Annotated in this window: 23 protein-coding genes; 5 read left to right on the plus strand and 18 right to left on the minus strand. The window is 63.1% G+C overall.

Translation table 11 applies throughout. The features are described 5' to 3' along the window. Nucleotides 1-4: 4 nt before the first annotated feature. From ACGHN1_RS00525 to ACGHN1_RS00550, 6 genes are all read right to left on the minus strand, one after another. Nucleotides 5-901 carry an NAD-dependent epimerase/dehydratase family protein gene (locus ACGHN1_RS00525; RefSeq protein WP_390547394.1) on the minus strand — a complete coding sequence of 299 codons (897 nt, stop codon included), beginning with the start codon at nt 899-901 and terminating at the stop codon, nt 5-7. Beyond that, entirely contained in the window at nt 898-1,461 is a 564-nt protein-coding gene (gene rfbC / locus ACGHN1_RS00530; RefSeq protein WP_390547395.1) for a dTDP-4-dehydrorhamnose 3,5-epimerase, read from the minus strand. The genes ACGHN1_RS00525 and rfbC (ACGHN1_RS00530) overlap by 4 nt, the downstream gene beginning before the upstream one ends. A 16-nt stretch (nt 1,462-1,477) precedes the next feature. Further along, a complete protein-coding gene (gene rfbH / locus ACGHN1_RS00535) occupies nt 1,478-2,803 on the minus strand; it encodes a lipopolysaccharide biosynthesis protein RfbH (protein ID WP_390547397.1) in 1,326 nt (441 codons plus the stop codon). Between the two features lie 11 nt (nt 2,804-2,814). Continuing rightward, nucleotides 2,815-3,915: a CDP-glucose 4,6-dehydratase gene (gene rfbG / locus ACGHN1_RS00540; RefSeq protein ID WP_390549701.1), complete on the minus strand. Its 1,101-nt coding sequence runs from the start codon at nt 3,913-3,915 to the stop codon at nt 2,815-2,817. Then, nucleotides 3,909-4,679, minus strand: a complete 771-nt coding sequence (rfbF, locus tag ACGHN1_RS00545) for a glucose-1-phosphate cytidylyltransferase (protein ID WP_390549703.1) — start codon at nt 4,677-4,679, stop codon at nt 3,909-3,911. The genes rfbG and rfbF overlap by 7 nt, the downstream gene beginning before the upstream one ends. Nucleotides 4,680-4,825: 146 nt before the next feature. After that, a complete protein-coding gene (locus tag ACGHN1_RS00550; protein WP_390547399.1) occupies nt 4,826-5,299 on the minus strand; it encodes a hypothetical protein in 474 nt (157 codons plus the stop codon). A gap of 469 nt (nt 5,300-5,768) precedes the next feature. On the opposite strand from ACGHN1_RS00550, the gene ACGHN1_RS00555 reads away from it, so the two are divergent. Further along, nucleotides 5,769-7,142, plus strand: a complete 1,374-nt coding sequence (locus ACGHN1_RS00555; RefSeq protein ID WP_390547400.1) for a right-handed parallel beta-helix repeat-containing protein — start codon at nt 5,769-5,771, stop codon at nt 7,140-7,142. A 3-nt stretch (nt 7,143-7,145) separates the two neighbouring features. Here the strand turns inward: ACGHN1_RS00555 and ACGHN1_RS00560 are convergent, their stop codons facing one another. The 7 genes from ACGHN1_RS00560 to ACGHN1_RS00590 all read right to left on the minus strand — a co-directional run bounded on the left by ACGHN1_RS00560 (nt 7,146) and on the right by ACGHN1_RS00590 (nt 16,749). Next, nucleotides 7,146-8,285, minus strand: coding sequence for a glycosyltransferase family 4 protein (locus tag ACGHN1_RS00560; RefSeq protein ID WP_390547402.1), 1,140 nt, complete (start codon nt 8,283-8,285; stop codon nt 7,146-7,148). A 70-nt stretch (nt 8,286-8,355) separates the two neighbouring features. Beyond that, nucleotides 8,356-9,675, minus strand: coding sequence for a hypothetical protein (locus tag ACGHN1_RS00565; protein WP_390547403.1), 1,320 nt, complete (start codon nt 9,673-9,675; stop codon nt 8,356-8,358). A 296-nt stretch (nt 9,676-9,971) separates the two neighbouring features. Beyond that, nucleotides 9,972-10,898 carry a hypothetical protein gene (locus ACGHN1_RS00570; RefSeq protein WP_390547405.1) on the minus strand — a complete coding sequence of 309 codons (927 nt, stop codon included), beginning with the start codon at nt 10,896-10,898 and terminating at the stop codon, nt 9,972-9,974. Between the two features lie 245 nt (nt 10,899-11,143). Further along, nucleotides 11,144-12,307 (minus strand): hypothetical protein, encoded by a 1,164-nt coding sequence (locus tag ACGHN1_RS00575; RefSeq protein ID WP_390547407.1) that lies wholly within the window; start codon nt 12,305-12,307, stop codon nt 11,144-11,146. Nucleotides 12,308-12,312: 5 nt separating this feature from the next. Further along, nucleotides 12,313-14,502: a GumC family protein gene (locus ACGHN1_RS00580; protein ID WP_390547409.1), complete on the minus strand. Its 2,190-nt coding sequence runs from the start codon at nt 14,500-14,502 to the stop codon at nt 12,313-12,315. Between the two features lie 56 nt (nt 14,503-14,558). Continuing rightward, on the minus strand, nt 14,559-15,266 hold the full coding sequence (locus ACGHN1_RS00585; protein WP_390549705.1) for a polysaccharide biosynthesis/export family protein: 708 nt from the start codon (nt 15,264-15,266) through the stop codon (nt 14,559-14,561). A 67-nt stretch (nt 15,267-15,333) separates the two neighbouring features. Next, nucleotides 15,334-16,749: an O-antigen ligase family protein gene (locus ACGHN1_RS00590; protein ID WP_390547411.1), complete on the minus strand. Its 1,416-nt coding sequence runs from the start codon at nt 16,747-16,749 to the stop codon at nt 15,334-15,336. Between the two features lie 39 nt (nt 16,750-16,788). On the opposite strand from ACGHN1_RS00590, the gene rfbC (ACGHN1_RS00595) reads away from it, so the two are divergent. From rfbC (ACGHN1_RS00595) to rfbA, 4 genes are read left to right on the plus strand one after another with little or no spacing between them, the layout of a single operon-like run. Continuing rightward, the gene (gene rfbC, locus ACGHN1_RS00595) at nt 16,789-17,478 is read left to right on the plus strand and encodes a dTDP-4-dehydrorhamnose 3,5-epimerase (protein WP_390547412.1); all 690 of its coding nucleotides are present in this window, start codon (nt 16,789-16,791) and stop codon (nt 17,476-17,478) included. An 11-nt stretch (nt 17,479-17,489) separates the two neighbouring features. Then, nucleotides 17,490-18,542 carry a dTDP-glucose 4,6-dehydratase gene (rfbB, locus tag ACGHN1_RS00600; RefSeq protein ID WP_390547414.1) on the plus strand — a complete coding sequence of 351 codons (1,053 nt, stop codon included), beginning with the start codon at nt 17,490-17,492 and terminating at the stop codon, nt 18,540-18,542. Then, nucleotides 18,529-19,452 (plus strand): dTDP-4-dehydrorhamnose reductase, encoded by a 924-nt coding sequence (gene rfbD / locus ACGHN1_RS00605; protein ID WP_390547416.1) that lies wholly within the window; start codon nt 18,529-18,531, stop codon nt 19,450-19,452. Before rfbB ends, rfbD begins: the two co-directional genes overlap by 14 nt. Then, nucleotides 19,449-20,324 carry a glucose-1-phosphate thymidylyltransferase RfbA gene (rfbA, locus tag ACGHN1_RS00610; RefSeq protein WP_390547418.1) on the plus strand — a complete coding sequence of 292 codons (876 nt, stop codon included), beginning with the start codon at nt 19,449-19,451 and terminating at the stop codon, nt 20,322-20,324. Before rfbD ends, rfbA begins: the two co-directional genes overlap by 4 nt. A gap of 49 nt (nt 20,325-20,373) precedes the next feature. Here the strand turns inward: rfbA and ACGHN1_RS00615 are convergent, their stop codons facing one another. The 5 genes from ACGHN1_RS00615 to ACGHN1_RS00635 are packed head-to-tail and all read right to left on the minus strand — an operon-like array spanning nt 20,374 to nt 26,307. Next, nucleotides 20,374-20,940, minus strand: coding sequence for a gamma carbonic anhydrase family protein (locus ACGHN1_RS00615; protein WP_390547419.1), 567 nt, complete (start codon nt 20,938-20,940; stop codon nt 20,374-20,376). Beyond that, nucleotides 20,937-23,180, minus strand: a complete 2,244-nt coding sequence (locus tag ACGHN1_RS00620; RefSeq protein WP_390547421.1) for a spermidine synthase — start codon at nt 23,178-23,180, stop codon at nt 20,937-20,939. The genes ACGHN1_RS00615 and ACGHN1_RS00620 overlap by 4 nt, the downstream gene beginning before the upstream one ends. Then, the gene (locus ACGHN1_RS00625) at nt 23,180-23,737 is read right to left on the minus strand and encodes a GNAT family N-acetyltransferase (protein ID WP_390547423.1); all 558 of its coding nucleotides are present in this window, start codon (nt 23,735-23,737) and stop codon (nt 23,180-23,182) included. Before ACGHN1_RS00625 ends, ACGHN1_RS00620 begins: the two co-directional genes overlap by 1 nt. Next, a complete protein-coding gene (gene hemB, locus ACGHN1_RS00630) occupies nt 23,730-24,725 on the minus strand; it encodes a porphobilinogen synthase (protein WP_390547425.1) in 996 nt (331 codons plus the stop codon). Before hemB ends, ACGHN1_RS00625 begins: the two co-directional genes overlap by 8 nt. 37 nt (nt 24,726-24,762) lie before the next feature. Beyond that, nucleotides 24,763-26,307: a M23 family metallopeptidase gene (locus tag ACGHN1_RS00635; protein ID WP_390549707.1), complete on the minus strand. Its 1,545-nt coding sequence runs from the start codon at nt 26,305-26,307 to the stop codon at nt 24,763-24,765. Nucleotides 26,308-26,333 lie beyond the last annotated feature (26 nt).

The raw sequence follows: 26,333 nt of genomic DNA on the forward strand, positions 1-26,333 counted from the left end.
CTGTTCAGTCCGGCCCGGCCAGTTCGGGCAGACTTTTGACGAGAGAGCGTTGCGGATGCCAGCCGGGCAGTTTTGCCTGGGGACCGGAAACGACCGGCTCCATCACCTCGCGAGCACGATAAGGTCGCGCGCCGAAATCGATATTCATCGGTCGCCCCAGCGTATCCCCCACCAACCGGGCGAGATCGCGCAATGTCGCACGCTCGCCGGACAGGAGAAAGCGCTCGTTGCGTGGCCGGTCGTCGTCGAACAGACGCCCGGCGGCCAACACGAAAGCATCCACGACATCGTCGACATGCGTAAGGTCGATGACCTGCTCGCCGGGAGAAAGGCCCAGCGTATCCCCGGATTTCGCCACATCGACCAGCAGCTGCACGATCTTGCGTCGCGGATCACCACGGCCGTAGGTGTCGAAAAGCTCCAGCGTCACGAGCGAGAGCCCACGGGCATCATGATAATAACGAAGCAGGTCGCTGGCGGCCTGTTTCGTGGCGGCATAGAGATTGACCGGGTTGAAATCACCCGGGTCGGTCACGCGGAAACGTTGCCAAGCCGTGCCGGTGTTGACCATCCGGGTAACACCGGCTGCGCACATGGACTCGGCCAGCATGGCAGTGAACAAGACGTTCGATGCGATAAGGCGCTCCACGTCCGCCGGCTCATGTTCTGACAGATAGAGCGACGCGAGGTGAAAGACGATGTCAGGCTTCGCTTCGCGCATTGCCTCGTCGATCGCGTCCGGCTGCGCCTGCGCCCGGTGGACGACCGCCCGGGGGTCGAGCGACCGGGTGTCGCTTCCCGACCGACACAGGCAATGGACCGCCCATCCGCCGCTAACCAGCGTATCCACCAGGCGTCCACCGATGAAGCCCGTGGCTCCGGTAACGAGAGCACGCCTCACGAGGAGGAATCCGCCGCGTCGAAGGTGAAGGGGCTGGCGAAATCGGAAAGCGCGGGGTGTTGGCGATCGCGATCGGAAACCACCGGATCGGCGATCGGCCAGTCGAAGCCGATGCTGTCGAAGGCGATCCCCGCATCGTTTTGCGGCGCATGAACGCTGGTGACCTTGTATAGCATGGTGCTCGTATCGCTCAGCGACTGGAAGCCGTGGGCGATCCCGCTGGGGAGATAGAGGCCGAGCCCGTCTTGCTCGTCCAATTTCACGCTGCACACCCGCCCCTCGGTAGGCGAGCCCCGCCGAATGTCCACCGCCACGTCGATCACCTCTCCAGCCAGGCAGGTGACGAATTTGGCGTGGGCTGCAGGAGGTGTCTGGAAATGCAATCCACGGATAACGCCGCGTCGCGACACCGAGTAGAACTCCTCTTGCCAATCGGTCCGCATTCCGCGTTCGGCGAAGCTCGGCGCGTGAAAGGCCTTCACGAAGGAGCCGCGTATATCGGCAAGAATGCGCGGCCGAACGACGATGGCACCCGCTAGCCCGAAATCGTGAAATTCCATGATCGTTCGCCCACCTTCACGCTGGCTGCACAGCCGTATGGTCGGCCAGTTCCCGAGTGATCTCGGCCAGCGTGTCGATCATGTAATCCATGCGCCGATCGTCGATGCCGGGCCACACGCCGATCCAGAAGCTGTCGGTCATGATCTTGTCCGTATGCGTAAGCTCGCCGTGCACGCGATATTCGACGTGGGTGAAGGCGGGCTGGCGAGTCAGGTTTCCGGCAAACAGCATGCGGGTGCCGACCTTGCGCTCTTCCAGTGTCTTGACCAGCAGATTGCGATCGATCCCCGTCCCGTCGCGCAGCGTCAGTAGAAACCCAAACCAGCTCGGGTCGCTCCCCGGCGTGGGTTCCGGCAAATGGAAAACCCGGTCCAGCCCGTGATCCTTCAGGCGGCGTGTAAGCCCGGCGAAATTCGCCCGGCGCTTCTCGATGAAGCGGTCGAGCTTCTCGAGCTGGCTGACTCCCACAGCTGCCTGCATGTCGCTGACCTTCAAATTGTAACCGACGTGGCTGTAAGTGTATTTGTGATCGTAGCCCTTCGGCAGGGTGCCCAAGCGCCAGCCATACCGCTTGTTGCAGGTGTTGTCCTGACCCGGCGCGCAATAGCAGTCACGGCCCCAGTCGCGGAAGGATTCCGCGATTTTTGCAAGGAGCGGGCTGTTTAGCATCACCGCGCCCCCCTCGCCCATCGTGATGTGGTGGGCCGGGTAGAAGCTCAGCGTGGCCACGTCGCCGAACGTGCCAACCTGTTTTCCGCCGATCGTCGCGCCGAAGGCGTCGCAACAGTCCTCGATCAGATAAAGTCCGTGCTTTTTGCATAGCCGCGCGACGCGCTCGACATCGAAGGGGTTTCCCAGCGAATGCGCGATCATCACCGCGCTGGTCTTGTCCGTAATGGCTGCTTCCAGCAGGTCGACATCGACATTGTGCGTCGCGATATCGACATCCACGAACACGGGAATGCAGCCATATTGCACGATCGGGGACACGGTAGTTGGAAAACCAGCGGCAACAGTGATGACTTCCGACCCCGGCTTGATTCGTTTTTCGCCCAGCTTCCATGAGGTCAGGCAAGCGAAGGCGAGGAGATTGGCGGCCGAACCCGATACGGTCAGCTTGGCGAAACGCGTTCCGAAGACCTTGGCCAACCTTTCCTCGAACTGGGTGGCATAGCGTCCGGCCGTCAACCACATATCGAGCGCGGAATCGATAAGACTGGCGCAGTCGTCAGCATCCATCACCTTGCCGGATGGCGGGATGTAGGTTTCGCCCGGTATGAATTCCGGCTGCGGTTTAGCATCGAAATAGTCGCGCGCCATGGCGATAATTTGTGAACGCATCTCTTCGGACATTATCGAATTGTCTCTTCCAGGGCTGTCGTCGTGTGGGTGTAGTTCTCGATCTCGGCCAAGCAATGCGTGCGCATATCGGCACCGTCGAGCCAGGCCTTCTGCCATGCAACGATACGCTCCACGGCCTCTTCCAATGCCCAACGGGGCCGCCAGTGTAAGCGTGCCCGCGCCTTCGATATGTCGAGCTTGAGGGAATGGGCCTCGTGCGGATGGAAACCGTCCGCCTCCACCCAGCCCGCATCGCCACCCCAATGCGCAGCAAGCTGTTCCACTACCCAGCGGACCGGACGCGCATCTTCGTCACGTGGACCGAAATTCCACCCTTCCGCGAAACCGGACCCATCGCGCCATAGCGCTTGCGCAAGGACCAGATACCCCGACAGCGGCTCGAGCACATGTTGCCAAGGACGGGTTGCCAACGGGTTTCGTATGGCAACCCGTTGCCCGTGACCAAAAGCGCGGAGTGCATCCGGCACCAGGCGATCGCGCGCCCAGTCTCCGCCCCCGATGACATTGCCAGCGCGCGCCGTGGCAAGCTTCGGGCCGCCGGCGACCGACGCAAAGAAGGAGGCTCGATATGCCGAGGAAACCAGTTCGGCGCATCCCTTGCTGCTGGAATAGGGATCGTGGCCGCCCATCGCCTCGCTCTCGCGATAACCCCAATCCCATTCGCGGTTCTCGTAGCATTTGTCGGTGGTAACGACCACGATCGCGCGCAGCGAGGGACAGGCGCGCGCCGCCTCGAGGACATTGACGGTCCCCATGACATTGGTGGCATATGTTCCGACCGGGTCATCGTAGGAAGGACGCACCAGAGACTGCGCGGCCATGTGGATGAGGATTTCCGGGTCGGCCTCCGCCATAGCCGCGCGAACCGCAGCGAGATCGCGGATATCACCCCTCGTCGAGGTGATCTCCCGCCCCGCATCGACGAGATCATACAGGTTGGGATTGTCGTCCGGAGCAAGGGCAAATCCATGAATCTCCGCCCCCATTCCCCCGAGCCAGAGCGCCAGCCAACTCCCCTTGAAGCCGGTATGGCCGGTCAGGAAAACGCGCTTCCCTGCCCAAAACTCGGGATCGACCGCACCGGTCACCATACTTTCCACTGCGCATCGCCAGCTTCCCAATGGCTTTCCAGCTTCTGCTTGTCTCGCAGAGTGTCCATTGGCTGCCAAAAGCCGGAATGATGGAACGCCATCAATTGTCCGTCGGCCGCCAGGTTCCGCAACGGTTCCTGTTCCCAGATGGTCGAATCGTCATCGATGTAGTCGAGCACTGCCGGCGACAGGACGAAAAAGCCGGCATTGATCGCGGAACCGTCGCCCGCCGGCTTTTCAAGGAAGCTCGCCACCCGGTCGCCATCCATGTCCAGCGCGCCGAAACGGCCCGGCGGAATCGCCGCCGTCAGGGTCGCGTGCTTCCCGTGCCGGCGGTGAAAAGCTATCGAGCCGGCGATATCGATATCGCCGACCCCGTCACCATAGGTCATGCAGAACGCTTCCTCTTCCCGGACGTAATCGGCAACGCGCTTGATCCGTCCGCCCGTCATCGACGCATCGCCGGTATCAACAAGCGTCACGTTCCAGGGTTCGGACCGGCGTTGATGCACCTCCATGCGATTCTCTGCCATGTGAAAGGTCACATCGGACGTGTGCAGGAAGTAATTCGCGAAATACTCCTTGATGACATAGCCCTTGTAGCCGCAACAAATGACGAAGTCCCTGACCCCGTTGGCGGAGTATATCTTCATGATGTGCCAGAGGATCGGCTTGCCGCCGATTTCGATCATCGGCTTGGGTCGGACAGATGTTTCTTCGCTGAACCGCGTGCCGAGGCCGCCGGCAAGGATGACTGCTTTCATGGATCTCTCGTAATATCGGCTCTGGGGCAGCTCAAGCAGGCCCTTAGATGCAACTGGCCGCATTGACCACCTCGCGCGGCGCCCTGTTGGAACCAGGCGGCCCGAGATCCCTGCGCTCGCGCCCACCGCTCATCACGCTTGGACCCTTACAATTTGCGCAAACACCCCAATGCGAGCTGGGCTCGCTCGCGGCGTTCGGGATATTGCGCTTCGAGCGCCAGGCGCTCTTCCGCCGGGACCACGCTGGCATCGGCCGCGGCGCTGCGACGCGCGCGCTGTTCGAAAATGCGGAGCGCCTGCTGGATGGCTGCACGCTGTTCGGTGGTCATGGTGCTTCCATCCTCGGCCATTTCGGAAACGGTTTCCAGCGCAACGACGCACAATGCCGCCTGGCGATATTCGCTGCCGGCGGCATCGATCGCCGCCACGTTCCCCATCGACAGGCGCTCGGCGGATCGTCGCTCTTCCGCACTATAGGTTGCCTGTGGCGTATCGTCAGGCAGATGATCGGACGAAAGCGTTTCATCCGAACATGCAGAAAGACCTGCCAGACCGACAAGCACGGGCACGACGATCCGCGCGAGCGTTGCAGGACGCGCTTGTCTTTCTCGAGTAATCATAGGGCCCCTTAAGCTGCATACGCTCGTTCTCGCAAGCTGCGGGCTCGTGTCTGCAATCGCCACGCGCGGAGGAGAGCGGAGGGCGCAATGTTGGCGATGCCTGGTCCAGAGCCAGGAAAGCTGCGCGCAATCTTTGGTTTTTTTGCTGGAGCGAGGGTCCGGCTGTATCGGTCATCGTGAGGCAAGGCCCCGAATGTATGGTCGGCCTCTGCAGCATGTAGATTACTGCCCGTAGGGCAGAGCCTGACCAACTGCCTGGACGACGCCACGCTAACGGGTCGATTGCCAGTATCGACCGAGCACTGAGGTCCTGTTCTGGGATTTGACGCTCTCTGGACAGGGTCCGTAGCGGCGGGCGGTAGGATCAGCCAATGAAGGACACGATACGATGCCCGATGGTTCGCCATTCTTGCCGCGCTACTCCCGACGTCGTGCGATCGCGACGAGCTCGCTGGTCCTCGGTACCACCTTGCTCGGCTTCGGTACGGCATGTGCGGCCCCGCAGGAGCGGGTTTTTCTGCCCGATTTCCGTCGGACGGGAGACCAGGACGACACCGCGGCTTTACGCCGCGCAGCGGATACGGGTGCCACGGTATATGTCCCCCCGGGAATTTTCACCTTGGCGATGGATGCAGGCCTCACCCTGCCTTCCGGTCTCCGCCTGCGCGGTGCCGGCCCCGACCGAAGCATCATTCGGCGATCCTACGCACCGGGGGGCCCGTTCATTCTCTTTGCCGACAGTGGTTCCGAATTGGCGGAGGACAATCTTGTCGGTTGGCACATCACGGGGCTCGGCTTCCATGACGATGTCGGGGCTCGCGGGTATAGCGAGTTCGACTATATGATCATGCTGAACGGGGTAAGCGATGTCGCCATCGAGGATTGTGCCTTTCAAGGCTTCCGAGGCGATGCGATTTATCTGGGCTCCTCCACCGTGCGCGCCGTGGAACGGCACAATCGCGACGTGATCATAAGACGTTGCCTGTTCGATGGGGTGAACACCAACAATCGCAACGCGGTTTCAATTCTGGACGGCGAGCGTGTGCTGATCGAGGATTGCCGATTTGAAGCCGTCGGCCGGCCTGGAGGAGCAGGAAAATTCGATCCCATGAACCCGACCACCGGTATACCAAACCCGGGCGCGATCGACATAGAGCCCGAGGACACCGGTTTCTCCCGCGTCGAAAACGTGACGATCAGGCGCAATCGCTTCCGGGTTGGGGGTGGCGGTGCCGTCACGCTTAACCTGTTCGCCAATTCTTCCCGCTCCTACACTCGCAACATCCGGGTCGAAGAGAATATCGTGATGGATCGCGATGGCGGGTTCATGGCGCGCAGTTTCATCGACCCTGCGCGCGGGCAACAACCCTACGACATCCATTTCACGAAGAACGAGGTGAGCCATTGCCGCAAGCCCTTCCTCCTCGATGGGATTGCGGACGTGGCATTACTCGGTAACAGTTTCGTGCGGTGTGCCGAAGCCGCCGAAATCGGCTGGAGCCAACCAGTTGCCGACATCGTTCTCGAGAAGAATCGTTTCGTGCAATCAGGAACGGCGAATGGCTACACGCTGTGGGTACGCTCGGCCGATGGCCTGATGTTGAAAGGCAATGCGTTTGTGGATTGCGGGCTGGAGAATGGAAGCCTTGGTATCCCTCTCGCCTTCGTCGAAGGAACCAGTCGCGAGGTAAATCTGACCGATAACCGAATCGTGAGTAGGATCGGTCGCACGACGGAAGCATCCACTATCTTCAACGGTGCGGCGGTCGATCGGGCGAGCCTCACCAGTACCGGAAATGCTCTGATCGGAACGGTCGGACGCGGCGTGGTTAGCCTGTTCTAACCCTCAGGTCCGGTCTCCCGCATGGACGGGATGATCAGCGCGGGCAGTCGCGACCTCCTCTTCCAGGCGGGCCACGAACGTATCCCAGGCGAAGGTCCGATCGAAGCGCGCTCGCGCCGCAGCTCCGATGCGCGCCCTTTCAGGCCATGCGGCAAGCGCTCTTTCGTAAAGCCGGGCCATGGCCAACGCATCCGCCTCTTCTTCGATCAGGGCCTCTGCCCCGTCTGTCAGCCATGTGCTGGTACCCACCGCCTTGGTTAGCAAGAGCAGGCGCTGCGACGAAAGTGCATCGATCGATACCAGAGGGGCCGTATCTTCGCGCGAACAGACAAGGATCGCATCCATCCGCCCGAGCATCGCGCGATAAGCGGCCTGGTCGAGTTCGCCGCCATATTCGGCCTGCGGGATCGTCTCGCAATGTTTCTGCCAGGTCCTTGCGAACTCGGGGTCGAGCAACCGGCCATAGAAATGAAGCCTGATCCTCTCGCGATCTTCCGGGGCGAGATACAACAGGCCATCGAGGGCGAGATCCTGCCCTTTGCGGGGTTCGATGGAACCGAAAATCCCGATATGGAGCAAGCCATCGTCGTGTGGCTTGCCTGGAGGAACTGGTGTCAGGCCGTAAGGCAACACCACCGTATCGCGCCGGTAGGGCCGAACGATTTGCGCGCATAATTCGCTTCCGGTCCACACGCGCCCGGCATCGGCAAGTGGCCGAGCGATCCGCCCGGTCCTGAGCAGATGTTCGAGAAACGACAATTCGTGCAAGTACCAGCATACTGGCACGTGCCTGGCCCAGGCATCGACCAGCGGCGCGCACACGACTGTGTTGGCGAGTGCCACCTCCGCCCGCCTCGCCAGACTGCGCAAGTAACGTGCATTGCGGCGCGGTACGGGATCGATAAGAAGCGTGACGCCCGCGGCCTCGTATTCCGCTCTCATCGGCCCATCGGCCATCGCCACGGCCACGACGTGGTGGCCCAGTTGCATCAGCGCGCGGGCGAGATCGAGCGCAGTGCGCGGCGCCCCGCTGAGGCTCAGATCATGGGTCGCGACGAGCGCCAGCGGTCGGTCATTCGCGATCCGGGGCGGACGAGCCAGTCGAAGTAGATCATAACCGAACCGCGACAGGCGCTTCGGCATGCGTGTGAGCGCACGCCTTAAAAGCGACTTGAAGCCGGCGGCAGTATCCTTACTCACGCCTGTATCCCGCTCAGGCTATCCGGGGAGTCAAGCGCGAGGGCGAAGTCTCCATGCCGGCCTCCTCCGTTTGTTCATCCTCGACTTCGGTCTGAACCGAGCCGAGAAGCACGATCGGAATGAAGCACATCCACTGGAAGATGAAGGATTCCAAATACGGGTTCGTAAACGTCGCGATGGTGGCCGAACCCAGTCCCGCCGCCAGATAGATGTCCCAGGGCGTCAGCGTGCGGGCCCGCATGCGCCGCACGATCACCCATGCGGCGCTCACGAAAGGCAGGGCATAAATTACGAGGCCGATTATACCCACGCGGAGGATAGTTGCCAGGGGCAGGATCTCGTAGCGCCACGGCAACCGGTCGTTGCGGATGTAATCCACTCCGATTCCATGGCCCCAGCCCAAACCGAAGGACCGCTCGATACCCTCCCACAAGGCGCCGGTCTGCTCGACGCGTTCCGAACCACCGCCGGACAGCAATTTGTCGATGAAGAGATTGCCGATGTAGAACAGGTCGAGCTGCGCAAACAGCGCATTGAGCGTGACGCCGGCAAAGGCGATCGCGACCAGGAGGCCGATTGTCGGCAATAGCGCGATACCGTTGCGACCATCGGTCGAATATCGTTCCGCCAGGCCCGGCCGCAACAGGATCCCGAGAATATAACCGATCGGAATCGCCAGTATCAGCGCCGAACGGCCCGACGTGATGGCGGCGGTGATCAGCGCCGCCGGCATCACGAAGCGAACCAGACGTGAACGGACTACGGCCGGCTCAGCAAAGAACGCCGCCGTCAGAAAGATCAGCGATCCGTAAACGTACATCGTGGCACCGGCGAATCCGCCTCGCACGTTGATGTTGGGATCCTCGACCAGGAATTCCACGGACTCTCGGCCAAAGGCGAAATAGGCGTAGAAGAACACGACAACGCTCGCCATCCCGCCCCAAGTGAACAGAAGAAGCCAACGCACCGTGCCTGCCGTTCCGAGCCGTTGTTGTAGGCTGGACGCGAGGACGAGCCACAGCAGGGGGGACGCGAGGTAGACGAGTGCGGTCTGGATAATCGCGTCGTTGGGCGCGCCGTTGATATTGCCGATGAACAGATAGAACACCGTAAGCGCCGCCCCCGCGCAATAGAACATCAACTGCAGGGAAAGCCATTTCGTCATGCGCACGCCGAATACGGCAATGGCGGCGGTAACGACGATCAGCGCGGCCGTCGGCACTTGGAAAGAGTGCGGAATGATTACCGATACCGCGAGTGTCGCGATGAGGAGAATGCGCGACGTGAACGCTATGAAACCGCGATTGGGCGGGAGAGTTTCGGAGATGGCCATCAGGATTCATCCGGTAGCGGTGTACGGCGGCGCGATGAAGGCAAATTATGGATCATGGAGCCCCGGCCGGGCTTCCTGCGGCTTCTTTTCGCCACCCCCTCGGCGCATGCCCGGTTCGAACGACCGGTCCGAAAAGCACGGTCGTGGCATGTATCTGGCAACCTGACAGAACCGAGCCCAAATATCGGGCCGCGAGCCGGTCGAAAATCATGCGGTCCTGATAGCGGACGCCGGTGCTGGGCCCCGGACGAACTTGCGTTATCCCGCACGACAAGGGAGCGCGATCGTACGCTTCATCACGACGCATCGGGCACCGGATAATTGCTCGCGCGAAGAAATTCGCTCAATTGCCCACGGTCCTGAAAATGTCCGTTGCGGCCGAAAAGCGATCGCTTGAGAAACGGGAAACCCTCTTCCAGCAATTCCGCCGCTGCAACCAGCGAGGGGTCCATCACTTCATGGACGATTTTCCGGCCGCGCGCGCGGTGAAGAAGCGTTTCGATCAGTCCGGATTCCACCTGGCGTGGCCGTTCGGAAAACCACAGCGATCCCACCGATCCGCTACGCGCGGCGATGCGCGCGAGGCGCGTTTCCTGTCGCCAGACGACGTCGCGCCAGTCGTTCAACGCCCGGCTCTGCGGGAGCACCGGATGAAGCGCCCGGGCGTAGGCAGGAGTGACATCGCGCAGTACGAAAGCGAAGCTTTGGATGTGGTTTTCCATCGCCGCACTGGCGAGAAATCCTCCCGTTCGCCAGGGCATGCGGGCGATCAGGCTATCGACATCTCCCAGAGGGCCCAGCACCGAATCGTTCTGGAGGTAAAGCATCGCGCCAGGCGATCGGGCAGCCACTTCGCGCAGCAATATCCCATAGGCCGAAAAGTCGTATCCGCCGAGCGCCTTCCAGTACAGAGCCTCGACATCCCTCAGCGCCGGATCATCGCAAGCGGTGGGGTCCGGCGCGGCGAGGATCACGACGGCGCGACCCTTCAGGGCCTTGATACGCCGCACCGTCTCCGTCTGGGTTGGATCGATCCGGCCATTGGGGGCGAACAGGAACAAGCCGTTCCATCGCTCGGCGGGTACGATTGTTCGCAGCGCCCTCCACTCGGGAGCCGGGTTCCAGCCTCGCAACCGCGAACGCAGCCGCATCGCGCGCACCAGCGCCGAAGGTTTGCTCGGACGGTAATCCCAGTTCCTCTGCAGATCGTTCAGTGCAGTCATTGCGAACCGAAACCTTGCGCATCCCTGCGGGGACGCTCGCAGATCACCCCTCCCGGCAGCACCCTGGCGATCTGTCGCGCACCAGCGGCTCGCGTGTCGCAGGACAGCCGAACGAGCCGGACGGAATTGCGGAGGTCTACGCTCGCCATTGTTCTAGGTTCGTAGGCAGGGCCTGGTTCGAGATCGAATTTGAAATCGGACTGGCTGCGCGGGATAGGCATCCTGTCGCGTCGCTCCGGCTGAAATCAGGTGGGTTCCTGTCGTATGGTGAGTTCACGCACGCTGGCCGAGGCGCCGCCCGGCCGGTCGCTAGTCGGCAGGGCGAAGGACAGATCCTGAAACGGGCAGGATGACGGCACGGTGAAGGTCAGCCGAGCGAGCCCCTCTCCCACCGTCCGGGATTGGCCCAACACCGTCCCATCGAGGGAGCAGCTTGCCGTAAGTCTGGGCAGGTTGCCGGGGTCACTCGCGTCGTGGCGGAAATCGATCCGCCAGGTCCCGGGCGGAAGAGTTCCGATTTGCCGGACGGCAACGCCGGAAACCCCGGCGGCTGCCGAAAGATACAAGGTGCCATTGCCCAGCGTGGCTGTGGGGGACCCCTCCTGGGGCTGCCAGTCGAACACTGTGGGTATGGCTCCGTCTGAGGCGAATGCCGAATTGCGCACCGGGCGGGTCGCCTGTTGGGGCCGTGCCGCCCGGAAGGCGCGCCATGCCTCGGCCAGACTGCCGGCTTGTGCCATCCTCGCTGTCGCCGCGGACAGCGCTGCGTCCGGAACCCGCGCGCCGTTCTCATTCATTGCAACAAACAATTCAGTGACACCGGGTAGATCGGTCGAACTCTGCGCGATCTGTTGCACGAGCTGCTCGCCCCACACGGGATTGTCGGCCAGGATGCGTGCTAGCTCGGATGCGATTCTCGGATCGGAACTCGCCGTGACAAGGATGGGGAACAACAGGCCCGGCGCGCTCGCTTCCGATCGCATCGCGATATCGTAATGCTCGAGGGTGCGGGCGACATCGCCGCGTGCCGCCCAGTCTTCAATCCACCATAACTGGACGCCCAGATTGCGCCGAGAAAGACTCTGGGCATAGGACATCAGCAGCCGGGCGGCTTCCTGATCCTCGACTTGCCGCAGCAGAGCCATCGCGGCAAAGGCGCGGACCTGCATGGGATCGCCCATTATCGCTTCGTTTAACCGGGCTTGGGTGATCTCGTCACCATTGCCGGTCTGACCCATCGAAAAGGCATTATAGGCGATATTCGCCAGCGCTTGCGGCTGGTTGGAATCGATCTGGAGAGCGAGGTCCGGCTGCCGGTCGGCGATAGCAAAAGCGAAGCTCTGCGATCCGGCGAAAAGGCCGAGGGCGGCTATGCCCGCAGCAACCGCAATCCGGGAAAGCCGCGCCATCGATCTCAAGCCTCTGCGGCGGACTGCTTCTCGCCGTAATCATACTCATAGGTATAGCCGTAGCCAGTGCTCGACCGCTTCGGCTCGAACTTGGTCACGACGGTGCCAAGAATACGTGCGGAAGTCGCGTGGATCCGCTGAAGCGCGGCGCGCACCATACCCAGCTTAATGCCATGCGCTTCGACCGCGTAGACGATACCTTCGACCCTGCCGGCAATGAGCGGAACATCTGCCAGACCCATCACCGGCGGCGCGTCTATGATCACATGATCGAAATTTACGCTCAATTCGTTCAGCAACGCGGCCAACCGGTTGCCCGTGAGCAATTCGGCCGCGTTGGGTGGAATCGGCCCGGCTGTAATGGCAGAAAAGCCATAGCGTTCCACCTGGTGCATCAGTTCGGCGGCGGTCGCATTTCCCGAGAGATAGGTGCTCAGCCCCCGGTCGTGGTTGGTACCGATCAGGTGATGTACCGAGGGCGAACGCATGTCGCCGTCGATCAAGACCACGCGTTTCTGCGCACGTGCCAGCATAGTGGCGAGCGCCAGCGAGGTGGTGGACTTGCCTTCGCCTGGCCGGGTGCTGGTGACGGCGATCGTGCGCGGTACCCCGCTTTCGGTGGCGAACTGCAAACTCGTTTGGATGGCCAGATAGGCATCGACCATCTGTGATTTGGGATCGAGCAGCAATTCGCCCGGTTCTTCGTTCAAGCGGGGGACGCTGCCCAACAGCGGCAATCCCAGGAGACGCTCCGCGTCGCTCGGATCCGACATTGTCTCATCGCTCTGTTCGAGAAGGAATGCGGCAATCGCCCCGATCGCAACGCCAGCGAACAGCGAGAGCACGATATTGAGCAGAAGCCTGGGACTCGATGGACGCTGCGGCAGATCGGCCCGATCGACGATCGAGACATTGTTTGTGCCGACCCCTCCAGCAATCCCGATCTCTTTGTAGCGTTGCAAAAGCGCGTCATAAAGCTGGCGGTTTGTATCGACGTCGCGGCCCAATACACGGTACTGAATGCTACGACGTCGCTGGTCCAGAAATTGGTTTTCCAGCGTATCGACTTCTCGCTGCAAGGCTTCTTCACGCTCGCGCGCCGATTGGTAGGCCAGCTCGACCGAATTACCGATCCGGCTTTCCTCGCGCTGGATGCCGCGATCGATTTCGGCGATCTGCCGCCGCAACGCGAGAGCCGGAGGGTATGCCGGCTCGAATTGCTGCATCAACTTTTCGTACTCGCCAGACAGTTCGGCCCGTTCTGCTCGCAATTGATTGAGCGCAGCGTTGTCGAGCGATTCGTTGGATTCCCCAGCTCGGCCTCGTACCGACCGTAAACGCCCTTGAGCATTGATCCGATCGGCGGTCGCCTGCGAAAGCTGCTGGGTGAGAGCGACGAGGTCGAACGCGATGGTCGATTGCTCGGACCCGTCACGACCCGCTCCCGGAAGAGTTACAATCCGCTGGTTCTGCGCATAATCCTGCAAATTGACTTCGGACTCGTCGAGACGCGTGCGAAGGGTCTCCAGTCTGTTCTCCAGGAACTCCCGGGCATAAGAACTCGCCTCGTAGCGACGTTCCAGGTTGGATTCGATGAAGCTCTCGGCCCAGGCATTGGCGACGTTTTTGGCCAATTCGGGTGATGGAGCCGTGAAGGCGATTTCCACCAATCGCGATTGGCGCTCCGGAAAGATGCGGACATTTTCCAATAAGATTGCGCCTGCCGAACGCAACCGAACCTCACGGTTCGCGGCCGGATTGCCATTCGCATCGAACAGCTCTTCGCGCTGTTCGGGTTCAAACATTGCGAAGAACTCGGGATTGTCGGCCAAGCCGAGCTCGCTCGCGACCTTTTCAGCGAGCGATTGTGCGCGCAACAGCCCATATTGTGTCTGGTAAAACTCTTGGTCCGCATCGCTGGCATCCTGCTCGATGCCCTGCATGTTCACGATCTGCGCGGTTTCGCGGCGGATCTCGATCTCGCTGGTCGCGGTATACTGCGGTGTCATCAACAAAGTGACGATCAGACCGATCACGAGAAACGCAGCAATGATGCCACCGACAACCCGTCGCCGACGCCAGAAAAGCGAAAAGTAGTGAGACAAGAAGGGGGTCGTTTCGGCTAGATCCGGAGCGCCGGCCGGGGTTCCGCTAAAACGGGATCGCTGTTCGAAACCAAAGGTGGCGTTATTCATCTTGGTCCATTCTTAACCAGGCCAACCGGAAGGCAGGCCTGCGATCAATAGTGGCTTCAGTTCTGAAACAGTATGATCAAGGGTGCCGTGAGAAGCGGTGCGACTGCTATGATGTCTTGGAACCGCCGCCGCAGGGGTGAGTCGCCGACCAGTACCACGTCGTTCGCGTAGATCGCGGGATCAGCGTAGACACCGCGGCGAATCGCTCCCAGGTCGTAGACGCCCGCCATTCGCTGACCATTCGCCGTCCGCAGGACTACAACTTCTTCGAGCTTGGCATATTCGCTCAGCCCCTCGGCCGAAGCGATCGCTCGCATCAGGGTCATCTGATTGGTGACCGGATAGAGGCCGGGAACTTTCACCTCGCCATCGACCGAAACCACCTGGCTGGTGCTTTCCAGCACATTCACCGTCACATAGGGGTCGCGAATAAATCTGGACAGCTGCGCCGAAACGACACTGGAAATTTCCTGAGGCGTCAGGCCGCGCACATCGACCGCACCGATCAGGGGAACCGATATACGGCCGCTGGCATCCACCAGGGCCTCGGTGTCCAGCTCCGGAACGTTGTAAACCGTAAGCTCAAGCTTATCGAGAGGGCCGACCAGGCTCGGCCGATCCGGCGCGATCAAATCCGTGCGCGAAGGCGCAGGCAGGTCAGCGCTACGCACCACCTCCAAGCCGTTTACAGGCATGATAGGCGGGGTACCGGCGCAACCGGACAGGCAAAAAAGGCCAGCAAGGCCGGCTACGACATAGCGCATTGTCAATCACGGTTCTTCATATCAGCGATGGCGGTCCTATAGAAAGGTCGTCATAATTCGTAAAGTGTCAGGCGGTCCGGGCTTGCGACCGCGGCAACGCCATCCAGACGAAGGCGAGCACAAGCGAAATCATGATTAATGGCGTCCGAACGGGGTAGTCCACGACACTGGCGGCCGCGATCATGATGGCGATCAGCAAACCTGTGCGGCCCAGAAGTATCGCGTCATCGACACCGTCCCTTGGCGTGACGAGGCGCCATGCCGTCTTTGCGGTCCAGATCAGAGCCAACGCAAGGATGATCAAGCCTGCAAGACCACCTTCGATCACGAGCTGCAGAAAATCGTTGTGGGCTTCGTTGACGTACTGGCGCGACAGGAAGGCGAAAGGCTCCGCTGCGCGAAACACGGGTTCGAACCCGCCAAAGCCGGTACCGGCTGGAAAATACGTAGCGGCAATCTTCAGCATCGTAGGCAAAGCCGTGATCCGCAAATCGGCAGAAGCATCGAGACCGAAAAGCCGATTGATCGATTGAGCCTGAGGGGAAAGCAATACCATGGCTCCGAGAAGCAGCACGGCGCCAAGGAATCCCCCCAGGATTGCCCACCGCATGAGCGGTCGCAGGCGCCCCAAAAGACGCTTGGCCGTTGCCGCATGGATGGCAGCCGTACCCACGAGCGCAATGACGCCGAGGACCAGGCCTGCACGCGAGCCTGTGGTCAACATGGCAACGATAAGCAGCAAAGCTCCGAAGCCCGCGACCCACAAACGCATCGAGCGATTGGCGCGCGAGGCGCCTTCGCGAAGTGCCCAGTATCCAAACAACGGCAGGCCCATCGACAGAAACAGGGCCTGATGATTGCGGTTGGCAAAGAAGCCCACGCCTGCCTGCGGATTTGTGATCGCATACCAGCGCAGCGCCCCTCCCGCTCCTGTCGCCAGTTGCATCACCCCCAGCACAGCGCTCGCTACGGTCAGGACCAAGAACAGGGATGCCAAGGCGGCGCGTTGGTGGGCGGTAAGAAAACCTGCCCCGATGAGCAGGCATGCGGGTGGGATCAATGCCAACAGAGCGTTCTGCGCAAGCGGAGGGGAAATTGCCCATGGCCGCCACGGTTGCGGCATGCCAGCCAGCGGCGCGGCGGGTTCGATCAGATCCCGTCCGGGCAGATTTGTCCAAACCTCCGGTGGAAGGGGGATCAGCATCGCCGTCATAAGGAGCGCGAGCAGGCCCAAGAGTGCCAGCGGGCCCGAAAGTTCGCGCCAGGCGAAAGGCCTACCGGCCAACACGATCCCAGCAAGAAATAGCGGCATCGCCAGCCGGATCGCGGGCTGCGCCAACGAATCCTCGCGCGACGCACCGCCAATCAGGGCTGCCACGACAAGCATGGCGATCATCAGCCACATGACGATATCACGGTCTCCCAGTCGTCGCGCGGGGCGATCGGAACGACCGGTGGATCGGTTGGACTGGACGGATTTCATGCGGCGTTTCCTAAACCCAACCTCCGCATTGGTCGAGCCTTGACAAGCGACGCGGCGCAGCGCCGCGCGGCCTGCGCGTCGAGGTGGACGATGTGTTCACACGAGTTCGCGCATGCATTGCACGGCCGCTGCAAGGTGGATAGGACCCCGCCCGCCATGCCTTCCCCCGTCCAGCTCATTCACCCTACCCGCCACGGCGATGCGCGAGGGTGGTTCACCGAAACCTACAACGCCGAACGCTTTGCAAAGCTCGGCATCGTCTGCACCTTTATGCAGGACAATCATTCACTGTCCGCCCAACCCCACACATTGCGCGGCTTGCATTTCCAGACCCCGCCGCATGCTCAGGACAAGCTGGTGCGCTGCATCAGGGGGCGGATATTCGATGTGGCGGTCGACGTGCGAAATGGCTCGCCCACCTTCGGCCGCTGGGTCGGAACCGAGCTTTCGGCCGAAAACGGCGACCAGCTTTTTATCCCAGCAGGTTTCGCCCATGGTTTCGTGACGCTGGAACCCCAGTGCGAGGTCGTTTACAAATGCTCCGCGCTCTACGCGCCCGAGCATGATGGCGGCATTATCTGGGACGATCCCGATATCGCGATCGCCTGGCCGATCCCGGTTGGGGCGGCGCCGGAACTCAGCGCCAAGGATCAACGGCTGCCGCGTCTCGCCTCTTTCGAGAGCCCTTTCGACTATGATGGCCGCCCGCTAGAACCGCTGGACCAGTAAGGACCTTCCCAATGCGCATTTTCGTCACCGGCGGCGCCGGTTTTATCGGCTCGGCCCTGGTGCGCCATTTGATCACCGATACCGATTATACCGTCCTTAATTTCGACGCGCTGACCTATGCCGGCACGCTGACCACGGTCGAGAGCGTATCGGGCAGCGAGCGCTACCGCTTCGTGAAAGGCGATATCCGCGATCCGGATCAAGTGCGCGCAGCTCTCGACGATTTCCGACCCGACGTGATCACGCACCTGGCCGCCGAGAGCCATGTCGACCGATCCATCGACGGGCCGGGAGCTTTCATCGAAACCAATCTGGTGGGCACCTACACCCTGCTGACCGAAGCCCGCCGTTTCTGGCAGGGGCTGGACGATACCGCGCGCGAAGCTTTCCGCTTCCATCATATCTCGACCGACGAAGTCTATGGGAGCCTCGGCACCACCGGGCTCTTCACCGAGGAAACGCCCTACGACCCGCGCTCGCCCTATTCGGCCAGCAAAGCGGGGTCCGACCATCTGGTTTCTGCCTGGGGCCACACCTTCGGCCTGCCGGTGCTGATTACCAATTGCTCCAACAATTACGGCCCCTACCACTTTCCGGAAAAGCTGATCCCGCTGGTGATCGCCAAGGCGCTGGATGGCGAGCCGCTGCCCGTTTACGGCAAGGGCGATCAGGTGCGCGACTGGCTGTACGTAGACGATCACGTGCGCGCCCTGCGGACCGTGTTCGAAGCGGGCGAGCCGGGCCGAACCTACAATATCGGCGGCCATAACGAAAAGCAGAACATCGAGGTCGTGCGCGCCATCTGCGCACATCTCGACGAGCTTGCCCCGCGCGCCGACGGCAAGCCCTATGCCGACCAGATCGCCCATGTAGCGGACCGGCCGGGTCACGACATGCGCTATGCCATCGATGCCACGCGGATCGGCAAGGAATTGGGCTGGACGCCGCGGGAGACATTCGAAAGCGGCATCCGCAAGACGGTCGAATGGTATCTGGCCAACGAAGCGTGGTGGCGTCCGTTGGTGGCAGCCAAGGCGGCCGAGCGCCGCGGTGTCGCGCGCTGATCCGATGGCGCGCGGCGTTCTCGTCACCGGCGCGGCGGGCCAGCTCGGCACCGAACTCGCCCGTGTGGCCTGGCCACAGGGGCTGGTGCCAGTACCGGTAACTCGCGCGCAGCTCGATCTTGACGATGCGGACGCGATTGCGGCGATCGTCGCCGCCGGACACGAAGGAGCTCCCTTCGCTGCGGTGATCAACGCCGCAGCCTATACCGCAGTCGACCGGGCCGAGAGCGAGCAAGCCGCCGCTTGGCGTGCCAATGCGCTCGCTCCGGCGGCTTTCGGACAGGCCTGTGCGGCGATCGGCGTTCCATTGGTGCAGGTCTCGACCGATTACGTGTTCCCCGGTGACCGGGACGGCGCGTGGGATGTCGACGACCCGACCGATCCGATCAATGTTTACGGCGCGTCAAAGCTCGGCGGCGAACTCGCCGTGCGGGCCAGCGGCGCGCGCCACGCCATAGTGCGCACCGCCTGGGTCGTTTCCGCACACGGGCACAATTTCGTGAAGACCATGTTGCGTGTCGGCGCAGAGCGCGAAACGTTGAGCGTGGTTGCGGACCAGCGCGGCAGCCCTACCGCCGCCGCCGACTTGGCCGCTGCTCTGGCGGCCATTGTCGCGCGGATGGCACGCGATGCTGCTGTCCCTTCGGGCACTTACCATTTCAGCAACGCGGGGGCGACGGACTGGGCCAGCTTCGCGACCGAAATTTTCCGCCAATCCGCGTTGCGCGGCGGCCCTTCTGCGCAAGTGACGCCGATCGCAACGATCGACTATCCCACTCCCGCCCGGCGTCCCGCAAACTCGCTCCTCAGCCATGCAGCGATCATGGAGGATTTCGGCATTGCGCCGCGCCCCTGGACCGATGCGCTGAGCGACATACTCGACGAACTGATCGGAGAACCGAATCCATGAAAGGCATCATTCTAGCAGGCGGCAGCGGCTCGCGGCTCCATCCGGCCACGCTGGCGGTGAACAAACAATTGCTGCCCGTTTATGACAAACCGATGGTCTACTATCCGCTCAGCGTGCTGATGCTGGCGGGCATACGCGAAGTGCTGATCATCTCGAGCCCGGAATTCCTCGGTAGCTACCGCACCTTGTTCGGCGACGGCTCCGCCTTCGGGCTCTCAATCACTTATGCCGAGCAACCCCGTCCCGAAGGCCTTGCGCAGGCCTTCACGATCGGCGCCGATTGCGGTTTCCTGGCGCAGGGGGAGGGAGCGGCGCTCGTGCTGGGCGACAACATCTTCTTTGGCGCGCGCCTGACCGATCTACTGGCCAATGCGGTGGCGCGGACACGCGGTGCGACCGTGTTCAGCACGCGGGTCGAGGATCCCGAACGCTACGGCGTGGTCGAACTCGGCGAAGGGGGCCGCGCGCTGAGCCTGGAAGAAAAGCCCGAACACCCCAAATCCAACCACGCCGTCACAGGTCTCTATTTTTACGATGGCCGCGTGGTCGAATTTGCGCGCGGGCTGAAACCATCTCCGCGCGGAGAACTGGAGATCACCGATCTGAACCGCCTCTACATGGATGCAGGCGATCTCTACGTCGAACAGATGGGCCGCGGCTACGCCTGGCTCGACACCGGCACGCATGACAGCCTGCTAGAGGCGGGCGAGTTCGTACGCACGCTGCAGCATCGTCAGGGCATTCAGATTGCCTGCCTGGAAGAGATCGCGCTGGATCAGGGGTGGATTACCGCCGACGAGGCCCGCAAGCGTGGCGAAATGTTCGCCAAGACCGCCTATGGCCGCGCAATTCTGCGCCGGGTCGACGAATAAAGGCCACCGCTGTCCTCATTCTGCAGCGGATTTCTCGGGGCGCATTCTGTCAGGTCAGATCGCTCACAGCCTTTGCGTGCGCCTTCGCATTCTCGGCGTAATGCGCCACGCCCATCCGCATTCCGGCGATCGCCGCATCGTCGAGGTCGCGCATTTTGCGAGCCGGGCGGCCGCCCCAGAGTTCGCGCGCGGCGATAACCTTGCCTTCGGTCAGCATCGCGCCCGCTGCGAGCATCGCGTCCGAGCCGATCACCGCCTTGTTCATCGCGATCGCCCCCAGACCCACGAAGCCGCGGTTCTTGATCAGGCAGCCGTGGATCATGGCCATGTGGCCGATCAGCACGTCGTCGCCGATGATCAGCGGACTGCCGTCGGGATCGCCGGGGCGTTCGGGATCGCAATGGAGCACGCTGCCGTCCTGCACATTGGTGCGATCGCCGATGACGATGCGGCTGACATCGGCGCGCAGCACGCAATTGTACCAGATCGAACTCTCCGCCCCGATCGTCACGTCGCCGATGAGGGTGCACCCCGGCGCCACGAAGGCGCTGTCGTGAATCCGCGGCATCTTGCCGTGGATGGGAACGATGGTGACGCCGGGCCGTGCGATGGTCATGAACCGCTACCCAGCACATTGTGCCACTGGATGAAAGGGAGGATCGAGGCAAAATCGTCTGTCCAGACCGGTTCCGCGGGGTTCGCCAGACGGTGCCAGGACAGATCGGGCCGCGCCGAAAGCAGCGCTGCGAGCGTGCCGGCATCGGGCGACATCACGACCCATATCGAGGCGCTGAGCGAGGGATCGGGCGGTGGGTCCTGATCGAGCCTCAGCACGCCGAGCATACCGTGCTCGCGCGCCAGAGCCGCCATCATCGGGGTCAAGTCGACGAAGCGGTTGGAGATATGGACCATCAGCAGCCCGTCGTCGGCCAGCACGCGGCGATAGATACCGAACGCCTCGGTGGTGACGAGATGCAGGGGGATCGCATCGGAACTGAAGGCGTCTATCACCAGCGCATCGAAGCGATCGTCGTGGGTCATGACCTGCCCGAACCGATCGAGGACCAGCCGTGCATCGCCGAGATGGATCGGCGCTTCGGGTGCGCAGTCGGTCAGGAAACCGAAGGTTCCATCCCGCGAATAGCGCAGGACCGTGGCGTCGATCTCGAAGAACTCCCAGCGCTGCCCGGGACGGCGATAGCAGGCGAGCGTGCCGACGCCGAGCCCGACGACTCCGACGCGGGCGTCCGCATCGCCGATCGCCGGCAGTGCCTGGAGCGCCGCTCCGGCGCCCGAATCCGGGCCATAATAGGTCGTCGGTCGACGCGCCTTGTCCGGATCGGTAAACTGGAGCCCGTGGAGCGTGGTGCCGCTGATCAGCGATTGCAGCCCGTCTTCGGGTTGCTCGCGCACGGTGTAGACGCCGAAATAGCTGCGGTCGCGCGCGCCTTCGAAGGATGTGTCGAGCGTCTGCCACCCGCCCCGGCCAAGCATCAGCACCAGCAGCACAACGACCATGGTGCGGCGTTGCCCCAGCACCAGTATGCCACACACCGCCGCACCCATCATGCCGACGAGCACCAGCGAATCACGTTGCTCGACCAGCCAGCCGTTGATCGCTCCGGCGATCGCGACTGCGGCGATGAGGAGAAGCAGGACCGCGATCCGCCTGCCCCGCCGGTCGAGCCCCAGCCTGTCCATCCAGGCGAACAAAGGCCGGTCGGGCAGCAGGGCCGCTGCGGCCAGAACGAGGATCGGATGCTCCCAGACCCAATCGAACACCAGCGGCGCAACCAATGCGGTGAAAACCCCGCCCAGCGCTCCGCCCGCGCTCATCACAAGGTAGAAATAGGTCAGGCGGGCCGGGCTCGGACGCAGCAGGTAGAGCCTGCGGTGAAGCGCCGTCGCGACGACGAACAGCATCAGCACGGTGGCTAGCCCGATCGAGAAGCTGCCGCCGCTCTGGCTGACCATGGCCATCCCGCCCGCGAGCAGGACGATGACCGGCGCGACCCGAGCCAGGACGAAACCCAGCGCGCTGCGTTCGTTGAAGGCAAAGACGAAGCTCAGCAGGTAAAGCCCCAGCGGGATGACCCAGAGCAGCGGCATGGCGACGATATCGGTCGTCAGATGGGTGGTGGTCGACAGCATCAGGCCCGAAGGCACCGCCGAGAGCGCCAGCCACAGCGCCACGCGCCGCCAGCCGATCGGGGCCCCGTCGTGCTCCTCCTGCATCGTTTCTTCCGCCCGATCCGATCGACCGCGACGCGCCCAGGCCGCCGCCGCGACCAGCACGATCAGCAGCGCGTAACCGGCGCTCCAGACGAGGCTCTGCCGGCCCAGCGGGAGGTTCGGTTCGAGCAGCAGGGGATAGGCGATCAGGCCCGCGAAGCTGCCCAGGTTGGAAGCGGCGTAAAGCCAGTAGGGATCGCCGGCCTGCGGGTCGGCGGCATACCAGCGCTGCATCAACGGGGCCTGCGCAGCGACCGCGAAGAACACCGGACCGATCGTGAAAAGGAACAGCAGCGGCACCCAGAAGGCCTCGAGCCCCCGGGTCGTCAGCGGAATGACATCCGCCAGCGCAATCGGCAGAGTAAGGCCGGCCAGGACCAGGACCGCGAGATGTATCGCCGCCTGCCGCGCGATGGTGAGCCGCGAAAGCGCATGGGCATAGGCGTATCCGCCGAGCAACAGCGCCTGGTAGACCAGCATGGCGCTGTTCCACACCGCCGGGGCCCCGCCGAGCCGGGGCAGCGCCATCCGCGCCACCAGCGGCTGGACAAGGAACAGCAGGAAGCTGCCGGTCAGGATCGTCGCGACGAACAGCCAGCGCCGGCGGCCTGAAACCGCCGCCATTAGGCCCGCGCCTCCCAAGCGGCGCGGTCGATCCGATACTGAATGGTCAGTCGATCTTCGGGCGGGTAATCCGGGTCGTCGAAATCGCATTCTGCCGTACGGCGCATTCCGAGTTTTTCCATCATTCGCCAACTCGCCCGGTTGCGGGTGCCCGTCAGCGCGACCACATGCGCTGCATCGTGCCGACAGAACGCCCATTCGAGAACGGCGCTCGCAGCCTCGAAGGCATAGCCGCGCCGCCAGCGATCTTCGCGGACGAGCCAGCCGATCTCGAAATCGCCCTGGTTGGGAGCGGCCGGATGATCGACCCGCTTCAATCCGCAATGGCCCACCAGTTCGCCGCTCGGTTTCTCGATCATCATCAGGAAGGAAAAGCCGTCCCGCACATGGGATGCCATCGCCCTGGCATGCTTGGCCTCGATCTCGTGCAGTTCCTTCGGGCCGCCAAGCTGATCCATGATCGCGGGCGAGTTCAGCAAGTGGAATTGCAGCGCCGCGTCGCACTCCTCGATGGTCCGCAGGATCAGCCGCTCGGTTTCGAGGACGATGTCAGCCATTCAGAATGCGCGCGGCGAGCGGTGCGTGATAGGTCAGCACGCCGCGGCATCCGGCGCGCTTGAAGGCGAGAAGCTTCTCCATCACCAGTGCGTCGCGGTCCCCGACGCCGGCGGCCACACCCGCCTCTATCAGAGCGTATTCGCCGCTCACCTGATAGGCGAAGACCGGCACGCCGAAGCGCTCCTTCACCCGCCAGATCACGTCGAGATAGGCAAGCCCGGGCTTCACCATCACGCTGTCGGCCCCTTCGGCGATATCGAACTCGACCTCGCGCAATGCCTCTTCGGCATTGGCCGGATCCATCTGGTAGCTTTTCTTGTCGCCCTTCAGCAGCCCGCCGCTGCCGACCGCGTCGCGGAACGGGCCGTAGAAGGCCGAAGCGAATTTGGCCGCGTAGCTCATGATCTGGACATTGGCATGCCCGCCCATCTCCAGTGCCATGCGGATTGCCCGCACGCGCCCGTCCATCATGTCCGACGGGGCGATGATGTCCGCGCCCGCCGCCGCCTGATTAAGCGCCTGATCGACGAGCACCGCAACGGTGTCGTCGTTCATGACATAGCCGGTATCGTCCAGCAGCCCGTCCTGCCCGTGGCTGGTGTAGGGATCGAGGGCGACATCGGTGAGAATGCCGATATCGCCGCCGCAGGCATCGCGCACCGCCCTGATCGCGCGGCACATCAGATTGTCGGGTGACAGGGCTTCGGCCCCGTCCTCGCTGCGTTTCCCGGGCGGGGTATTGGGGAACAGCGCGATGCAGGGAATGCCGAGATCGACCGCTTCCCTGGCCCGCGCGACGATCCCGTCGACCGACCAGCGCGATACGCCGGGCAGGCTCGCCACCGGTTCCTCCACGCCTTCTCCCGAGGTGACGAAGAGCGGCCAGATCAGATCGGCAGGCGTCAGCACGGTCTCGCGATGGAGCGCACGGCTCCACGCATGCGCGCGGGTGCGGCGCAGGCGGGTGTTGGGGTAGCTGCCGGTCATGTGCGCCGCGTGTGCCGCATTCCGCGCCGCTTCGCAATCAGATGGCGCGGCGCCGGTCGAGCTTGTCGATCTCGCGCAGGGGTTCCTCCGCCGCGGTCTCCTGGGGTGTCTTGTCGAGGTCGGCCAGGGCCGCTCCGGCTTCGACCTCCTTCAACCGCGCAAGCGTTTCGCGAAAGCGCTTCAATTCCTCGCCCTCGAGCTGGGCGCGGGTGACGAAGCTGACGGATGTCGGGTTCACCGCGCGGCCGCTGCGATACATCTCGTAATGCAGATGCGCGCCGGTCGAGAGCCCGGTCGAACCGACATAGCCGATGACCTGCCCGCGCCGGACGCTCTGCCCGCGGCCGACCGCGATCCGACTCATGTGGCAATAGCGGGTGTCGATGCCGCCGCCGTGGCGCAGCTTCACCGCGTTGCCGCAGCCTCCGGCACGGCCCGCGCTCAGCACCTGTCCATCGGTCACGGCGACGATCGGCGTTCCGTGGCTGGCCTTGAAGTCGACCCCGGAGTGCATCCGGCGATAGCCGAGGATCGGGTGTCGGCGCATCCCGAAACTCGAGCTCATGCGGCCGGGCACCGGTGCGATCAGGCCGCTGCGCTGCTCGCCGACGCCGGAAGCTTCATAGAAGCGCCCGTCCCGGCCCCAGCGCATCAGCTGGGCTGCCGGCTTGTCCCCGCGCTCGAGCCCGGCGTAGAGGAGCTGCCCCGCCTGCCGTTCGCCGGTGGCGGCGCGGCGATGGGCAACGATCATGTCGAAGGTGTCGCCCGCGCGCAGATCGTCGCCGAGCTCGGTCTGCGCGCCCAGCGCCTTGAGATAGGCCTGCACCGCCGAAGCAGGCGCACCGGCCGCGCGCGCCGAACGGTAGAGACTGGCCCCCACGGTCCCGCGAATGCGCAACGGGGTTTCGTCGACCCGGATCGGCTTGCGGGTAAGCGACAGCGCGCCGTCGCCTTCCAGCCGCCCGACTTCGAGCGCAAGGTCGAACCGGGCTCGGAACGCCAGCGATTCGAGCGGACGCGGGCTCCCTTCGGCAAGACGGCGGCCGAGCACGATGTCGACCTGCGTGCCGGGTTCGATCTCGCCGGGAGGCATGACATCGGCGATCAGGTCTAGAACGCGCGCGCGGTCGGGAGAAGCGACTCCGGCGCGCATCAGCATGCGGTCGAAGCTGTCGCCCTGGGCAAGAGTGGCCAGCATGTCGAGCTGGGGCCGTTCTGGAGCGGCGGCCAGCGAGCGAACGATGGGAGTCGCCCCCATGCGCCGGCCGCTGTCGCTGCCGAGAGCCAGCGGCATGATCATCTGGCTGCGGAATTCGTCGCGGGCATCGCGGTCGAGCCGCATCGCCGGCGCCGCTTCGAGCGGCGCGAAATCGGGCCAGAAGGCGAGCGCCACGGCAGAGAGCGCGATCATCGAGCCGAGACCGCGAAACCATTTGCCACTGCCGATATCCGCACCGAGGTCGGGCACGAATTCGACACCCGAAAAGCGCTCGCGCAGACTTCGGCGCGGGGCTTCCTGACCGGAGGAAAGCGCGGCGGCAGGCGCGGCACGGCCGGTCTGATCCGGCAGCGCTTGTTCCATGTCCTCTGCGCGCGAAGTGAACACGC

It is taken from the genome of Qipengyuania sp. MTN3-11 (genome assembly GCF_042851825.1).
Lineage (GTDB): Bacteria > Pseudomonadota > Alphaproteobacteria > Sphingomonadales > Sphingomonadaceae > Qipengyuania.

What these genes read in the sequence shown, in the direction of transcription:
- rfbG (WP_390549701.1), bottom strand. Translation starts at nt 3,915, where the DNA reads ATGGTGACCGGTGCGGTCGATCCCGAGTTTTGGGCAGGGAAGCGCGTT.
- ACGHN1_RS00590 (WP_390547411.1), bottom strand. Translation starts at nt 16,749, where the DNA reads ATGAAATCCGTCCAGTCCAACCGATCCACCGGTCGTTCCGATCGCCCC.
- rfbC (WP_390547395.1), bottom strand. Translation starts at nt 1,461, where the DNA reads ATGGAATTTCACGATTTCGGGCTAGCGGGTGCCATCGTCGTTCGGCCG.
- ACGHN1_RS00550 (WP_390547399.1), bottom strand. Translation starts at nt 5,299, where the DNA reads ATGATTACTCGAGAAAGACAAGCGCGTCCTGCAACGCTCGCGCGGATC.
- ACGHN1_RS00565 (WP_390547403.1), bottom strand. Translation starts at nt 9,675, where the DNA reads ATGGCCATCTCCGAAACTCTCCCGCCCAATCGCGGTTTCATAGCGTTC.
- rfbH (WP_390547397.1), bottom strand. Translation starts at nt 2,803, where the DNA reads ATGCGTTCACAAATTATCGCCATGGCGCGCGACTATTTCGATGCTAAA.
- ACGHN1_RS00625 (WP_390547423.1), bottom strand. Translation starts at nt 23,737, where the DNA reads ATGGCTGACATCGTCCTCGAAACCGAGCGGCTGATCCTGCGGACCATC.
- rfbB (WP_390547414.1), top strand. Translation starts at nt 17,490, where the DNA reads ATGCGCATTTTCGTCACCGGCGGCGCCGGTTTTATCGGCTCGGCCCTG.
- rfbA (WP_390547418.1), top strand. Translation starts at nt 19,449, where the DNA reads ATGAAAGGCATCATTCTAGCAGGCGGCAGCGGCTCGCGGCTCCATCCG.
- hemB (WP_390547425.1), bottom strand. Translation starts at nt 24,725, where the DNA reads ATGACCGGCAGCTACCCCAACACCCGCCTGCGCCGCACCCGCGCGCAT.
- ACGHN1_RS00575 (WP_390547407.1), bottom strand. Translation starts at nt 12,307, where the DNA reads ATGGCGCGGCTTTCCCGGATTGCGGTTGCTGCGGGCATAGCCGCCCTC.
- ACGHN1_RS00635 (WP_390549707.1), bottom strand. Translation starts at nt 26,307, where the DNA reads ATGGAACAAGCGCTGCCGGATCAGACCGGCCGTGCCGCGCCTGCCGCC.
- ACGHN1_RS00580 (WP_390547409.1), bottom strand. Translation starts at nt 14,502, where the DNA reads ATGAATAACGCCACCTTTGGTTTCGAACAGCGATCCCGTTTTAGCGGA.
- ACGHN1_RS00620 (WP_390547421.1), bottom strand. Translation starts at nt 23,180, where the DNA reads ATGGCGGCGGTTTCAGGCCGCCGGCGCTGGCTGTTCGTCGCGACGATC.
- ACGHN1_RS00560 (WP_390547402.1), bottom strand. Translation starts at nt 8,285, where the DNA reads ATGCCGAAGCGCCTGTCGCGGTTCGGTTATGATCTACTTCGACTGGCT.
- ACGHN1_RS00615 (WP_390547419.1), bottom strand. Translation starts at nt 20,940, where the DNA reads ATGACCATCGCACGGCCCGGCGTCACCATCGTTCCCATCCACGGCAAG.
- ACGHN1_RS00570 (WP_390547405.1), bottom strand. Translation starts at nt 10,898, where the DNA reads ATGACTGCACTGAACGATCTGCAGAGGAACTGGGATTACCGTCCGAGC.
- rfbF (WP_390549703.1), bottom strand. Translation starts at nt 4,679, where the DNA reads ATGAAAGCAGTCATCCTTGCCGGCGGCCTCGGCACGCGGTTCAGCGAA.
- ACGHN1_RS00585 (WP_390549705.1), bottom strand. Translation starts at nt 15,266, where the DNA reads ATGCGCTATGTCGTAGCCGGCCTTGCTGGCCTTTTTTGCCTGTCCGGT.